Origin of the sequence: Streptomyces sp. NRRL S-646, from assembly GCF_000720765.1 — a bacterium.
Taxonomy (GTDB): domain Bacteria; phylum Actinomycetota; class Actinomycetes; order Streptomycetales; family Streptomycetaceae; genus Streptomyces.
Map to the genome: position 1 here is coordinate 151,377 of NZ_JODC01000013.1, position 13,590 is coordinate 164,966.

Sequence of the window (13,590 nt, forward strand, 5' to 3'; positions counted from 1 at the left end):
GGCACCGTCCGCGCTGGCCATCAGCTCAGCGCTCAGGAAGACAGTCCACTGCGCCGAACCTTCTCAGCCGACTTCCGCGGGAGCCATGGGACGGCGGCGCCGGGCCCATCGCCTGAGCCTCCGAGATCCGCGCCGTTCGACACCGGTCCCCACGAGGGGAGGGACCGGAGCCGAACGGCGCGGAGTGCTTTTGATCACTGTGAGGTCGAGTCGCTGCGGGGTTGATCCCGCGGGGGACTTTTTTGATCATCGTTGACCCTCCTTTGCATCTGCTGTCACCGGCGTGACCTACGCTCCGCTGACGTCCCCGGTTCAGCAGGGGCTCTTTTTCGTTCCGGGGGGTTCGAAACCACCGTGCGCACACGCACTCTCACGGCTGCGACCGCACTCGCGGTCCTCTTCGGCTCGACGGCGCTCGCGGTCACGTCGGCCGCGCCCGCACTGGCCGACTCCAGCACCGTCCTGCCGGTCACCTCGACCGGTGACGTCGTCGTGGACGGCGTCCACCAGCGGGTCTTCATCAGCGACCCGAAGAGCGGGAAGGTCGTCGCGACCGACTACAGCGGCACCGTCGTCGGCACGGTCGAATCGCTTCCCGGCGTCCGCGGCCTGGAGCTCTCCGCCGACTCCGGCACCCTGTACGCGGCCGTCGAGGACGCCGACGCGATCGTCGCCGTCGACACCGCGACCGCCACCGAGGCCCACCGCTACCCGACGGGCGCCGGCACCCAGCCCGAATACCCGGCGCTCGCCGGCGGCAAGCTCTGGTTCGGCTATCGGGGCGGCGGCAGCGGAAACATCGGCTCGCTCGACCTCAGCGGCAGCGACCCGGTGGTCACGCTCCACCAGGACACCGACAAGACCTGGAACGACGCCCCGATCCTCGGCTCCTCGACGGGCGCCCCGGACACCGTAGTCGCGGGCACCTCCGGGCAGAGCCCGAACGAGCTCGCCGTGTTCGACGTGTCCTCGGGCTCGGCGACCCGCACCGCGTACGCCTGGGACCCGGGCAGCAGCAGTGACCTCAGCGACCTCGCCGTCACCCCCGACGGCAAGGACGTCGTCACGGCCAGCGGCGCCCCGTACAAGCAGCAGGTCTTCAAGCTCTCGGACCTCTCCGACGACGGCAGCTACACCAGCAACGCCTACCCGAACGCGGTCGACATCGCCCCGGACGGCGCGGTCGCCGCGGGCACCGACTCCTCGTACGACCCGGACGTCCACATCTTCCGGCCGGGCATCTCCGCGCCGGTGCGGCAGTACGACTTCCCGAACACCGGCGGCGGCAGCGGCGGCGACACCCTCGCGGCCTCGGGCCTGGCCTGGGCGCCGGACGCGAGCAAACTGTTCGCGGTGTCGTACAACGCCTCGGACATCTACTCGCTGCGCGTCCTCGACAACCCGGCCAAGGCGGACACCACCCTCACGGCGAGCGCCCCGGCCACCGCGCCGCGCGCCAAGGCCCTCTCCGTCACGGGCAAGCTGACCTCGAACGCGGCCTTCCCGTCCGGCACCACGGTCTCCGTCCGCCGCACGGACGCCGAGTCCCCGTCCGGCAAGCTGCTCGGCACGGCGACGGTCGGCGCCGACGGCTCGTACTCCTTCGCCGACACCCCGCCGGCCGGCGGCCAGGTCGTGTACACGGTCGGCTACGCGGGCGACGAGTACCACGCGAGCGCCACCGCCACCGGCACGGCGAACGTCACGAAGACGACGACCGCCCTCACCCTGGACAACAACGGCAAGGTGTACGCGTACAACACCCAGGTGAAGTTCACGGCGCACCTGGGCACGACGTACAAGAACCGGACCGTCGAGATCTACGCCGACCCGTACGGCGGCGACAAGCCCAACAAGCTGATCAAGTCCGGCACGGTCGATGCCTCCGGAAACCTGTCCGCGAGCGTCTACCTGACCCGCGACACCAAGCTCACGGCCAGGTTCACGGGCGACACCCGCTACGCGCCCGCGGCGGTCACGAGCACGGTGGGCGCACGGGTCAGGGTCTCGACCGCACTCAGCGGCTACTACACGACCCGGACGGCGTGGAACCAGACGTACCGCTACTTCCACAAGTCCAAGGACCCCGTCTTCGACACGACGATGACGCCCTACCCGAACCGCAAGTACAGGGTCGAGGTCCAGGGTTACCACGACGGCGCCTGGCGCGGCACGCACAGCGAGTACCTCGTGCTCGGCTCGGGCGGCCAGGACACGCTCGAACTCACCGGCACCCCGCCGACGGGCGTCCGCTTCCGCATCCGCTCGTCCTACATCGACACGACGTCGGGCGACAACGTGAACTCGACGACCTACGGGACGTGGAAGTACTTCATCTTCACGAGCTGAGACCCGGCGCGTCTCGCCACACGTGTGCTGACAGACAAGGAAACCGTGCGAATACCCACCCTTCGTGACGCGTTCGGAACCTGTGCCGCGATAGCGGCCTCCGCGCTCGTCCTCGCGGCGGCCGCTCCTGCCTCCGCGCGCCCCGACGCCGCCACCAGGACTGTGCCGACCGTGTCGGCCGCGCACGAGGCGGGCCGGGGAAGAGCATGGACGAGTGCGGAGGCCGAGAAGTTCTGGACCCCCGAGCGGATGGCCCTTGCCACCCCTGACAGCCCTCGTGGCGAGGCCCCGGTCGACGGGAAGGCCCAGTCCATCGTGAAGGGGGTGGCCGCACCGAAGAACGGCGCCTACTTCGGCGGTGTCCCCACGGTGGGAACGTTCTTCCACTACGTGCGAGACCCGGCCACCGACCAGCTGATGGGACGTTTCTGCTCCGCGAGCGTCGTCGACAGCCCGCAGGGCAACGTCGTCCTGACCGCCGCGCACTGCTCCGGCGGCTCCAAGGGCATGTTCGTGCCCCGCTACGACGGCAGCGCGAACAACCCCACCCCCTACGGCCGGTTCGCGGTGCAGCAGTGGATCCGTGACGCACGCTGGTACCAGGCCGGAGGCCACCCCACCCGCGACGCCTACTCCGACTTCGACTACGCCTTCGCCAGGGTCGCCGCCAATGGGCGGGGGCAGAGCGTGCAGAAGGCCGTCGGCGCGGCGCTCAAACTCGGCCAGGTGAACGGCCGGTACAAGCAGAACGTCACCGTCATCGGCTACCCCGGCAGCCACAACCCGAAGAACCGGCCCTTCATCTGTTCCGGCGTCAACACCCGCCGGCTGCCCGGCTACCACCAGATGCGCATGGACTGCGGCGGCTTCTACGGGGGCACCTCCGGAAGCCCCTGGATCACCGGCCTGAACAAGAGGACCGGCAGCGGAACCGTCATCGGCAACCTCGGCGGCTACTACGGCGGCGGCCTGGAGAACAACAGCGACCGCATCTCGTTCTCCACCACCTTCGACCAGCGGGCCCTCGAGATCTACGGTGCCGCGCAGAACAACACCACTCCGCCCCAGTACCCGCGCGGCTACAGCATGTACCCCACCGGCGGGGGCCTGTGGCAGAGCGCCATGAAGACCGCCTCCGGCGACTACACCGGCGACGGCAGGACCGACATGATCGTCGTCTGGTCGGACGGCGAAGTCACCCTCTACATCGGAGACGGCAGCGGCGGCTTCTCCGGCGAACACCGGATCGCGAAGTCCTCGACCTGGACGCACGCCAGGACCATCGCCGCCGGGGACTTCAACAGCGACAACACCTCCGACCTCATGGTGGTCTGGTCGGACGGCGAAGTCACCCTGTACACCGGAGACGGCAACGGTGGCTTCGCCGGGGAAACACAGATGGCCAAGCCCGGCAGCACCTGGAAGGCCGCCGTCCAGATCACTGCCGGGCGTTACAGCGCCAACCAGTCGACCGACGACCTCATGGTCCGCTGGGCCGACGGCAGGGTCACTCTCTTCACCGACGTCGACGGTCGCGGATTCCTGCACCAGCACAGGCTGCAGCCGCCCAACGACACCTGGCGCCACGCCACCCTCCTCGCCGCCGGAAACTTCACCGGAGGGGCCGACTGGGACCTCGTCGTGCGCTGGTCCGACGGCGGACTGACCCTCTACCGCGACTCCTCCGCCTCCGGTGTGGGAACGGAGACCAGGCTGAGGTCCTCTAACAAGCTGTGGACCCACGCGGCCGTCATGACCGCCGGCGCCTACACACCCGGCGGCCCCGACGACCTCCTCGTGCGCTGGTCCGACGGCGAGACCACGCTCTACACCGACACCACGACGACCCTCGGCCGAGAACACATGCTCGTCCCGCCCAAGGCGAGCTGATCACCTTTCAGGAAGGCGAGGTGCCACGGATGTACCTGCGCGTGGCCGGCATCCTCTGCACCGCAGCCGCCCTCGGACTCGCAGTCGCCCCGGGCGCTCACGCAGCCGATGACCCGGGCCTCGCCGTCAGCCTCGCCCCCACGGCCGGCGACAGCACCCCCGACGGGCCGATCCGGCCGGGCGCGCCCGTCGAGGTCACCTCAGGAGTCGACCTGACCTCCCTGGCCGCCGACGAGAACGGCAGCTTCACGGTGACCTCCCCGGCCTTCGGACACCCGGTCAAGGTGACCATGCAGAAGAACAGCTACGGCCAGGGCAAGGGGACCATCCGCTGCGGCATCGCACCGGGCAGCTACCCCGTTGTCATCGCCGCCCACCACAAAGGATCCGGACTCACCGCCCAGCAGACGCATACGACCATCACCGTCGCGGGAGGCGGCTCGTACTGCCCCCAGGCATCGGGATCCTCCGCGATGAACACCACCACTGTGGCGGCCACCGGCGGCGGCGCCGCCGTACTGGCACTCGCGGGGTTCGCCGTCGCCCGGCACCGGCGCGGCAGGACACGGACGTAGCCCGGTCATGGATTTGAGCGGCGATCCCTGGCTAGGAGGACGTCAGGGACGCGGCGAGCCGCAGCCTGTCGCGCAGTTGCTGCCGAGCCAGTTCAGGGTCTCGGCGTGGTCCTCGACGAGCCGTCGCTGGTATGCGGACTGGACCGCGTAGTACGTTCCGACCAGGTTGGTCTTCTTCTTGCAGGCTACGTCCAGCGTGGCCGCTGTGATCGCCTCGGATCCGCCGAGCTGCGCGTCGGTGAGGCCGAGTTCCTCGGCCGCCTTCATCGGTTCCTGGGCCTGATAGCCGGACTTGGCCATGCACGCGGACCAGCGTGCGTTCACCTGCTCGATGCGGGAGTCGGTGCGGGCCCTCGTCTGTGCCTCGGACTTGAGCTGGAAGACGTAGTGGACGTCCACACTGCGGCTGTTGCTGTACTTCGCCGCGGTACGACACCCAACGGCCGCCGCGTTCTCGTTAGCCTGAGAAGCCGGGCTGCTGTTCTCCCCAACACCTGGTCGCGTGACTCACCTTGCGCGTGACGCGCTCTGCAGTCGCACGGGCGGGTGCTGGGTCGCCGCATGCCCTCCGACGCTACCCACGAGGAGGTTGGCGGCGTCGTGGTCGAGAAAGTCCGACAGGCAGGGCAGTCGAACCTCCTTCCGTGCCCGTCTTTAAAGGGGAACGAGGGAGGGTGCATTGAACGCCGACGAGGAACGCCAGTTCCGTGAGTTCGTGGCGGCGCGGTCGAGATCGCTGCTGCACACGGCATACCTGCTGACCGGGGATTGGGAGCAGGGCCGGGACCTGCTCCAGACCGCGCTTGCCTCCACCGCTCGGCGTTGGTCGAAGCTGCGCGACCGGGAGCAGCCGGAGATCTATGTGCGCCGGGCGCTCTACCACGCCCAGGTGGATCGCTTCCGACTCCTCAGCTGGGGGCGGGAGACGGTCACGGACACCCTGCCGGACCAGCCGTCCGGGCAGGTCGCCGACTGGGCCGAGACCGTGGTCCAGCGGCAGGACATCATGGCCGCGCTGCGTCGGCTGCCCAAGCGCCAGCGTGCGGTGATCGTGCTGCGTTACTTCGAGGACCGGCCGGACAATGAGATCGCCGCGATTCTGGGCGTTGCTCAGGGGACGGTCCGCAGCCAGACCCACAAGGCCCTCGCCTCTCTCCGCACCACCCTGGCCGAGGCAGGGCCGTCGGCCTCCCCTTCCACTGCCTCCGGAAGGGGCGTCATCGCATGAACGGCATGACCGAACACCCTCTGCACGAAACGCTGCTGCACGATGCCCTGCACGCGCATGTCCGGGAGAGCGGCGGTGACGCCGCCGGCGCCCATCTGGTCGGGCTGGCCGACGGCGCGTTGCGGGTCGCCCGGCGGCGGCAGCGGCTGGCCCGCACCGGGGTCGGCGTCGCCGCCGTCGCCGTGGTCGCCACCGCATGGGTGGCCGTCGCGGACGGCGTGACCCCCCGCGCGCACGTGGTTCAGCCCGCGGTAGAGGGCGGTACCGGGAACACCGGGAAGGCGGCCCCGGTCTCCCTCCTGCCGGTCACCTCGGCCACGGAGCAGGCCTGCACCCATGGCAGCGGCGGCTACACCGTGCACGCCACCGCGACCCAACCGGCGTTGTGCGTCCGCGCCGACCGGGCCAGGGGCATGACCGACGTTCGTGTCACCTCCGCGAAGGCGGAGAAAAGCACCATCGACGGTACCTGGCAGGTCGAGGTGACCCTCAGCCCCGCCGACCGGACCCGCTTCGCCGCCCTCACCGGCTCCATCGCGGGGACCCCGGTCCCGCGCAACGAATTCGCCATCGTCATCGACGGCAAGCTCTGGGGCAGGCCGTCCGTGACCTCCTCGATCACCGGCGGCCGTTTCGAGATCGTCGGCGCCTACGTCGGAGACCTCACCAGCGCCACCGCCCACGACCTCGCCCACCGGCTGGATCCCGGCAGGTGACGGGCCACGACAGCGGCGGGACCTCTGCTTGGGAAGCTATGGGCAAGAGCCGTTCGATGGCGAACAAGCACCTGATCCCGTTCATCGGCAAGGCCAAGCTCAAGGAACTCGGCGCGGATAATGTCGACGACTGGTTGGACGACAGGGCCGAATTCCTCGCGACGCGAAGCCTGCGTGACCTGCTCGCCATCCTCCGCCGCTCCATTGCGCACGCTCAGCGCAGGGACAAGGCCGCGCGGAACGTCGCCCTACTCGTCACCGCACCGGAGGGGCGTCCCGGTCGACCGAGCAAGGCGCTGAACCTGGAGCAGGCGAAAGCCGTGCTCACCGCCGCGCTTCCGTCACGGTTGTACGCCTACCTCGTGCTCTCGCTCCTCAGCGGTGTGCGCACAGAAGAAGCGCGGCCCCTCACCTGGGATCACGTCTTCCTGGAGACGACGGACGGCATCCCCCCTCACGTCGCGGTGTGGCGTTCGGTGCGCAAGCACGGTGAGACCAAGACCAGGAAAAGCCGCCGGACCATCGCTCTGCCGAAGCAGGTGGTCGACGTCCTGGAAGAGCACATGGGGTGGCAGAAGCAGGAGCGGGCATCGAGGGGGGTGGAGTGGAGCCCGACTGGCCGTGTCTTCACGACTCGGAGCGGCGAGCCGCTTGACGCGGCCAACGTCCGGCGCGACTTCAAGGCCATCGTGAAGAAGGCCGGCCTGAAGCCTGAGTGGACATCGCGGGAGCTCCGGCACAGCTTCATATACCTGCTCTCCGACCACGGCATCCCGCTTGGAGCGGATCGCTCTCTTGGTCGGTCACAGCAGCCAGGCGACCACAGGGTTTACCGCAAGCAGCTCCGGCCCGTGATCACGCAGGGCGCCGAAGCGATGGACGACATCTTCGCCGATGAGGGCGACGCATTACTCGGAGTGCGTGAGTCTGCTCGTCTGTGCATGCCAGACCCCATCCTGCGGGGGTGGGGTCTGGCATGGATGGGTCACGGACTGCCCGCAGGCTGCCTTAGGCCGGAGGTCAGGTATCCAGCAGATGTCGGCAGAGGAGGATGAACGCATCAGACGCTTGGTAGCTCGACTCCTGGTGCGCAAACAGGTCCTCCATGGTCACTCTGGGCACGTCAGGAGTGGGCACAAAGGTTCCGGTCTCTATCGCGACGGCGAGTGACAGAGTGTTTGTCCATGTGTGCAAGCCTCCGACGAGTTCCATCGCCGCTGAGGCTGCCTCTTCAGGCCCTTCCAAGATCACGAGACTCATCGTGGTGTCCAGCCGACGCACCATCTCGCCGAACTCATCGGCAAGGCTCGCAGCAGTTGACTCGCCGTCTTGGTATGCGTCTTGGGCTGATGTGCCCAGCCTGAGCGCATCAGAGGTTTGGCTGACCAGCTGGCTGTAGGCGTCTCGCCGTTGCTGGCGACGCCAGTGCTCGTGTTGGGTCCTTCTCTGATCTTTCCCGGTTAGTCGGGCGGCTCCGAGAGTGCCGACTACGCCGATCAGTCCCCCGACTGCTGCCCCCGCTAGACCTGCTATGCCCTGATCCACAGCAGCAGTAAAGCTGGCCCAGGTTGCGCGATGGGCTAGATCAGCTTCCTTTGGCCCCCTGTTTGGCCCTCTGACCAGCGTCGGGGTGGCGGGATTTGAACCCACGATCTCTTCGTCCCGAATGAGGACCGGGCGTGATCGACACCTGCCAATTTCGCATTTTCGCAGGTCAGGGCGTCGGATTTGGCGGGTCTCGGGTGGTGTCGGGAGGGCTCGGGGAACGGGTCGGCTCCCAAACGGCTCCCGGCGGCTGGGCTTTTGCGGCGTACAGGGTGTCGTACGCTGCAAAAAACGCGGTGGCTCACGCATGTCCGAGGCACCGCACGGTATTCGCAGGCGAAACGCCCAAGCCGGCCGAGTGGGGCGGTCCGTGCCGCCGTACCGGTCCGGATGAGTCCCGCACTCGCCTGGGCACGATGCTGCCGACCGAGTCGGAACCCCGTGGCGAAACGATCGTCGCAGGCGGGGCGGCGGAGAAGATCCCCGGGATCGCCGCAGTCAGGCAGCGGGTCCCTGTGGCGTCGGCCCTGTCTTCGCCGGGCGGTTGTCGGCTCACTCCAGGAGCACGAGGTGGTCGGCGGCGCCCCCGCGCCATTCGATCAGGAAGAGGGTCGCGTCGTCGGTGGTGCGGCCGCCCCGTTGCTGCTTCAGGGTGTGGGAGAGTGAGCGCACCACCGCTCGTACCCCCTTCGTCGTGTGTTCGATGCGGTTGACCCAGTGGATGAGTTGTTCTTCGCCGAACTGTTCTTCGCCGGCTTCGTGCTCCTCGATCAGGCCGTCGGTGAAGCACAGCACCCGGTCGCCGCGTTGGAGCATCTGCCCGCTGATCCGAGGCTCTTCACCGCCGAAGCCGACGGGCAGGGTGGTAGGGCCTGCCAGTTGCCGGACGACCCGGTGGTCGCGGATCAGCAGCGGTGCGGGGTGGCCCGCGTTGACCCACTGCAGGTGGCCCGTCGCGATGTTCAGACGCATCATCTGGGCGGTGACGAAGTGGTCGGGCCCGAACTGCTCGGCGATGGCCCGGTCCATGAACGCGTAGATCTCGGACAGACCGATGTCGGCACGTCTGGCGTGCCGGTAGGCCCCGACGGCGACGGTCGCCATCGTGGCGGCGTCCAGGCCATGGCCCATCGCATCGACCATGGCCACGTGCAGGATGTCCTCGTTGAGGGCGTAGTCGAAGCTGTCGCCCGCGACGTCGTAGGCGGGCTCCAGGATTCCGGCCACCGCGACCTGCGGGACCGACATCGCCAGCGGCGGCAGCAGGGACCACTGGATCTCCGCGGCCACGCTCATCGGTTCACGGCGCCGGGCGCGGAAGAACTGATCGGTGTAGCTGTGCTTGGTGACCAGCATGTCGGCGACCAGGCCGGCGAGTCTGCGCAGCAGCCGCCGGTCGTTGTCATCGACGGTGTCCAGGGTGAGGGCCATCACGCCCACCTGGTCGCTGCCGTCCAGCAACGGCAGATACATCCGGACGCCGTCGGCCCCCGGCACCTCGACAGTGGTCGCCTGCAGAAAGGCCGTACCGGCGGGAGAGCCGTCGATCGGCTCGGGCTCGCCGACCATCAGCCGCCGACCTGACAGCGGCACCAACACCAGCTGGCCGTAGTCCTGCAGCAGGATCGAGACGTCGCGGCCACCGACCCTGGCCACCTCTTCCGCGATCAGCGGGGCGATCAGCTGCGGCGGCATCTCGTGTGCCCGGTCCAGCAGCACCCCCAGCAGCCGCTCACCGAACCCTTCCGACCGGTCCAGCATGACCTTGTCAGGTCGGCGCTCGCCTTCCGTCACAACCGCACCCCCGCACCGGCGTCGTCAAAGCATCGACGACCGTGTCCATGCCCACCTCGTGCCGCGAGTCCTGGGCCCGCACCGACACACGGGCTACTGACACGACCGTGATCAACCCGCACAGAGTGACGCGGCCGGTCACCCCGAACAGCCCATTACTCCAGAGAACGGCATGTCACACATGATCAGAAAAGGTGGCTCTCCGTACCGCTGTGCACCAGGTCTCTCCCGGAGCCGTCACAGGAGCAGAAGATCGGAGCCGGTGTCCGTGAGGAGCCGCGCGGTCTGCGGGGACGGGTGGTGCAGCCGCAGGGACGCGTGGCTCCCGGCGGCGTGCCGCGACGCGTCGAGGAAGACGCGCAGACCGCTGTTGTCGCAGCGGCCGACGGTGGTCAGATCCACGTCGATGGTGGTGATGCCGTCATGCAGGCACCGCTCCAGAGCGGCGCGCACCTGGGGCGCGGTGGCCGGGTCGATCTCACCGGCCAGGGTGATCAGCGCCCGACTGCCCCGGTCGTGCCGGTAGACGTTCAGCTGCGGAAGAGTCATGACGCCTCGGTTCGGATGCCTCGGTTCGGATGCCTCGGTTCATGGGTCCCGGCTGCTCCTCGCGCGGTCCAGGGCCCGGGTGCACGCGCTCGGGCACACGCGTCGCCACGGGTCGAGTCGACGGTCCGTACGCGCGGCCGGTGGGGGGAGACCGGCTGGTCACCTGTGGTGGGTGGTAGGGCTGCGACGGCGGCGCGGCGGGAAGCGGCCGCGGCCCCCGTCGCGGTGGTCCCGCCGTTCGCCGGCGGTCGGCGACTCGGACCGGTCCGGTGCCACCGGGGGCTGCGGCGTGCCGCGGCCGCGGCGGCCGGGCAGGCGGGCGCTGTACTGGTGCACGGCGATTCTGTCGGCGTGCTGGATGTTGAGCCGGTGGATCATGTACGCCGCCGCTGCGATGAGGACCGCGAAGGCGGCGGCTGTCAGGAAGGCGTTCATGGCGGCCACCTCACATACCGATGATCAGGCGGCTGGCCCGGCCGGGGGGACCGGCCTGTTGCGGAACGGCCGCCGACACTGACACCGCGGAGGCGCCGCCCTCGTACTCCCATGCCTCGTCCGGGTCCAGTGGCTCGTCGGTCGCCAAGACGCCGTGCCGGGCCTCGTCCGCGGCGATGAGCGCGCTCGCGGTCAGTGGCGGGCCGTCGTAGTCGGACGCGGCAGCCATCAGCCGGGCCGCCGACTCCGCCCCGGTTTCGGGCGGGATGATCAGCAGGTCCCAGCGGCCGGTGCCGTAGGAGAGCAGCAGCAGCTTGTGCGGGTCGATTTCCGGGGTGAACCAGCCGACCTTGACGATGTGGCCGTGCACGGGAACCTTGGGCGGGATGACCGGCCAGTGCTTCGGGTTGACGGCGATGCGGGTGATGCGGCCCCACAGGGGGTCCAATACGTCGGTCAGTGCGGGCAGTTCGCTCAGCAGATCCCGGGAGCGGGGCCACCAGGCACCGTCCAGGAGTCCGCGGGAGGTGCCGTCGGTCTTGAGGGTGAGACGCGCGGCCGGGGCTGCGACGGGCTCGGGATGCGGCAGGGGTGGAAGCAAGGTCGCCGACATGATGCGGACCCGTCTCCGGGCCGCTTCTGCTGCGGCCCGGGTTTCATGGTTCGCCGAGAACGACCCGGCGTGGAAGCCGGTGTGCGAAATGCTCTCGGTACTGTCCACACTACTCCGCGCTTCGAGGCAGCGCGGAGTAGTGGCCGCCTAGAGCTGGAGCAGTCGTCGGGTGATCTCCCGGTACTGCCTCAGCGCGTGCCGGAGTTCGTCGGACTGCGTCTCGGAGTCCTGGTCCTGCCAGTCGGCCCGCAGGAGACGCCGCCGTTCCGCGAGGGCGTTCACGAGCTGGGCGGTGGTTTCGTCGTAGGCGCTCGCGCGGACTGCTGGGCACGCGTCTGGTCGTACATCATCGGGGGCCGCTCCCGTTCCGCCGGAAGGCGTCCTTGGTCTTCTCGACGGCCTGTTTCAGGCTTCCGGAGACCCGGTCGTTCCTGCCCTTGCGTTGCAGTCGCCTGTCGTGGGTGACCCGACCGAGCTCTTCCGTGATCCTGCCCTTCATCGTCTGAGCCTTGTTCCTGATGGTCCGTGAAACGGTCATGGCCGGCCTCGCTGTTGTCCGGTAGGTGAGTTCCTGCGGGGTCCGGGCGAGGCGGGAAGGCGGAATGCCTCGCCGTGTGTTCGGGGGTGGCATGGCCCTGCACCGTGCTGCCAGTCAACGTCCGGCAATGGTCCGTGTCAACGCGATGGCCACGCGATCCGGCCTGCCTCGTCCCGGAGCGTGCGGGAGTACGGTGGAGGAAGCGAGGGCTCTTCGTCTGCCGGTGTCCGAACCGGCCCGTCCTCGCGACTCCCCTCCCATGGGCAGCCCGTGACCCCGGCCGTGCCATCCGCAGCCAGGCCGAGGAGCCACGCATGCCACTCAGTCCGACCACGCCCACGACGGTCACACCGTCGGACCCTGCCCCGGCGCCCCAAGGCTACGACGGGGCGTCCCCCTTCCCGCCGGACGGTCCGGTGCCCGCGCACAGCGGCGGTGAGCGTCTGTACGTTGCGGTGACGGCGCTGATCGTCGCCCTGCCGTTCGTGGCAATCGGTCTGGCCGGCTGGCTGCTGTGGGGGAGTCTCATCCATCCCGCCGACATCGTGCTCGCGCTCGTCCTCTACACGATCACGGGTCTCGGCGTCACGGTCGGCTTCCACCGCGGCCTCACCCACGGCGGTTACCGGGCCGTCCGTCCCGTGCGGATCGCGCTCGCGGTGGCCGGTTCGATGAGTTTCCAGGGCGACGTCATCGGCTGGGTCGCCACGCATCGCCGCCATCACGCCTTCACCGACCGGCCGGGTGACCCGCACTCCCCGTACCGCTACGGCACACATCTGCGAGGCCAGTTGCGCGGTCTGCTGCACGCGCACGTCGGCTGGCTCTTCCGCAACGACCCTACGCCGCCGGAGCGTTACGCCCCCGATCTCCTGGCCGACCGCGACATCCGTGCCGTCGCCCGCGCCTTCCCGGCGCTGTGCGTCCTCACGCTCGCCCTGCCGTTCGCTGTGGGCTGGGCCATCGGCGGTACGTGGCTGTACGGCGTGACCGCCCTGCTGTGGGCGGGACTTGTGCGTATCGCGCTGCTCCACCACGTCACCTGGAGCGTGAACTCCCTCTGCCACATGATCGGTGAGCGCCCGTTCCGCACCCGGCGCCACGACCGGGCCACCAATCTGTGGCCGCTGGCCCTGCTCTCGTTCGGCGAGAGCTGGCACAACCTCCACCACGCCGACCCCACCAGCGCCCGGCACGGCGTCGACCGCGGCCAGCTCGACCCCTCCGCCGCCGTGATCCGTCTCCTCGAACGCCTCGGCTGGGTGCACGACGTGCGCTGGCCGACGGCGGAGCGGGTCGCGGCCCGTCGCGCCTGACGTCAACCACTCAACTACTTACGGCAGTTGGCAGGAGCCTTC

15 protein-coding genes are annotated in these 13,590 nt (G+C 69.2%); 7 read left to right on the forward strand and 8 right to left on the reverse strand.

Annotation, left to right across the window (positions count from 1 at the left end):
- Positions 1 to 354: 354 nt before the first annotated feature.
- From IH68_RS0132935 to IH68_RS0132945, 3 genes are read left to right on the forward strand one after another with little or no spacing between them, the layout of a single operon-like run.
- Positions 355 to 2,349 carry a YncE family protein gene (locus tag IH68_RS0132935; RefSeq protein ID WP_030942299.1) on the forward strand — a complete coding sequence of 665 codons (1,995 nt, stop codon included), beginning with the start codon at positions 355 to 357 and terminating at the stop codon, positions 2,347 to 2,349.
- Between the two features lie 45 nt (positions 2,350 to 2,394).
- Positions 2,395 to 4,239: a trypsin-like serine peptidase gene (locus IH68_RS0132940; protein ID WP_159403752.1), complete on the forward strand. Its 1,845-nt coding sequence runs from the start codon at positions 2,395 to 2,397 to the stop codon at positions 4,237 to 4,239.
- A 20-nt stretch (positions 4,240 to 4,259) separates the two neighbouring features.
- A complete protein-coding gene (locus IH68_RS0132945) occupies positions 4,260 to 4,814 on the forward strand; it encodes a hypothetical protein (protein ID WP_159403753.1) in 555 nt (184 codons plus the stop codon).
- A gap of 42 nt (positions 4,815 to 4,856) precedes the next feature.
- Here IH68_RS0132945 and IH68_RS0132950 read toward each other — a convergent pair whose 3' ends face one another.
- On the reverse strand, positions 4,857 to 5,213 hold the full coding sequence (locus IH68_RS0132950; protein ID WP_030942306.1) for a hypothetical protein: 357 nt from the start codon (positions 5,211 to 5,213) through the stop codon (positions 4,857 to 4,859).
- 280 nt (positions 5,214 to 5,493) lie between these two features.
- Between IH68_RS0132950 and IH68_RS0132955 the strand changes: the two genes are divergently transcribed.
- The 3 genes from IH68_RS0132955 to IH68_RS0132965 are packed head-to-tail and all read left to right on the forward strand — an operon-like array spanning position 5,494 to position 7,813.
- Positions 5,494 to 6,042, forward strand: coding sequence for a SigE family RNA polymerase sigma factor (locus IH68_RS0132955; RefSeq protein ID WP_030942308.1), 549 nt, complete (start codon positions 5,494 to 5,496; stop codon positions 6,040 to 6,042).
- Between the two features lie 5 nt (positions 6,043 to 6,047).
- Positions 6,048 to 6,758 (forward strand): SecDF P1 head subdomain-containing protein, encoded by a 711-nt coding sequence (locus tag IH68_RS0132960; RefSeq protein ID WP_159403754.1) that lies wholly within the window; start codon positions 6,048 to 6,050, stop codon positions 6,756 to 6,758.
- Between the two features lie 56 nt (positions 6,759 to 6,814).
- Positions 6,815 to 7,813 (forward strand): site-specific integrase, encoded by a 999-nt coding sequence (locus tag IH68_RS0132965; RefSeq protein ID WP_234341686.1) that lies wholly within the window; start codon positions 6,815 to 6,817, stop codon positions 7,811 to 7,813.
- On the opposite strand, the gene IH68_RS56580 is transcribed toward IH68_RS0132965, so the two are convergent.
- The 7 genes from IH68_RS56580 to IH68_RS0132995 all read right to left on the reverse strand — a co-directional run bounded on the left by IH68_RS56580 (position 7,779) and on the right by IH68_RS0132995 (position 12,232).
- A complete protein-coding gene (locus IH68_RS56580; RefSeq protein WP_159403755.1) occupies positions 7,779 to 8,303 on the reverse strand; it encodes a hypothetical protein in 525 nt (174 codons plus the stop codon). The two genes, IH68_RS0132965 and IH68_RS56580, sit on opposite strands and share 35 nt — an antisense overlap.
- A 552-nt stretch (positions 8,304 to 8,855) precedes the next feature.
- The gene (locus tag IH68_RS0132970; RefSeq protein WP_199931957.1) at positions 8,856 to 10,097 is read right to left on the reverse strand and encodes a PP2C family protein-serine/threonine phosphatase; all 1,242 of its coding nucleotides are present in this window, start codon (positions 10,095 to 10,097) and stop codon (positions 8,856 to 8,858) included.
- Positions 10,098 to 10,334: 237 nt separating this feature from the next.
- Complete coding sequence (locus tag IH68_RS0132975; RefSeq protein ID WP_030942316.1) at positions 10,335 to 10,646, reverse strand: STAS domain-containing protein; 312 nt, start codon at positions 10,644 to 10,646, stop codon at positions 10,335 to 10,337.
- 159 nt (positions 10,647 to 10,805) lie between these two features.
- On the reverse strand, positions 10,806 to 11,081 hold the full coding sequence (locus tag IH68_RS0132980; RefSeq protein WP_030942317.1) for a hypothetical protein: 276 nt from the start codon (positions 11,079 to 11,081) through the stop codon (positions 10,806 to 10,808).
- 10 nt (positions 11,082 to 11,091) lie between these two features.
- A complete protein-coding gene (locus IH68_RS0132985; protein ID WP_030942320.1) occupies positions 11,092 to 11,802 on the reverse strand; it encodes a DUF5994 family protein in 711 nt (236 codons plus the stop codon).
- 39 nt (positions 11,803 to 11,841) lie between these two features.
- Positions 11,842 to 11,976 carry a hypothetical protein gene (locus IH68_RS59230; protein WP_267883753.1) on the reverse strand — a complete coding sequence of 45 codons (135 nt, stop codon included), beginning with the start codon at positions 11,974 to 11,976 and terminating at the stop codon, positions 11,842 to 11,844.
- Between the two features lie 64 nt (positions 11,977 to 12,040).
- Positions 12,041 to 12,232, reverse strand: a complete 192-nt coding sequence (locus IH68_RS0132995; protein ID WP_030942322.1) for a CsbD family protein — start codon at positions 12,230 to 12,232, stop codon at positions 12,041 to 12,043.
- A gap of 314 nt (positions 12,233 to 12,546) precedes the next feature.
- On the opposite strand from IH68_RS0132995, the gene IH68_RS0133000 reads away from it, so the two are divergent.
- Positions 12,547 to 13,548 (forward strand): acyl-CoA desaturase, encoded by a 1,002-nt coding sequence (locus IH68_RS0133000; RefSeq protein ID WP_030942324.1) that lies wholly within the window; start codon positions 12,547 to 12,549, stop codon positions 13,546 to 13,548.
- Positions 13,549 to 13,590 lie beyond the last annotated feature (42 nt).

What these genes read in the sequence shown, in the direction of transcription:
- IH68_RS0132960 (WP_159403754.1), top strand. Translation starts at nt 6,048, where the DNA reads ATGACCGAACACCCTCTGCACGAAACGCTGCTGCACGATGCCCTGCAC.
- IH68_RS0132965 (WP_234341686.1), top strand. Translation starts at nt 6,815, where the DNA reads ATGGCGAACAAGCACCTGATCCCGTTCATCGGCAAGGCCAAGCTCAAG.
- IH68_RS0132975 (WP_030942316.1), bottom strand. Translation starts at nt 10,646, where the DNA reads ATGACTCTTCCGCAGCTGAACGTCTACCGGCACGACCGGGGCAGTCGG.
- IH68_RS0132980 (WP_030942317.1), bottom strand. Translation starts at nt 11,081, where the DNA reads ATGAACGCCTTCCTGACAGCCGCCGCCTTCGCGGTCCTCATCGCAGCG.
- IH68_RS0132995 (WP_030942322.1), bottom strand. Translation starts at nt 12,232, where the DNA reads ATGACCGTTTCACGGACCATCAGGAACAAGGCTCAGACGATGAAGGGC.
- IH68_RS0133000 (WP_030942324.1), top strand. Translation starts at nt 12,547, where the DNA reads ATGCCACTCAGTCCGACCACGCCCACGACGGTCACACCGTCGGACCCT.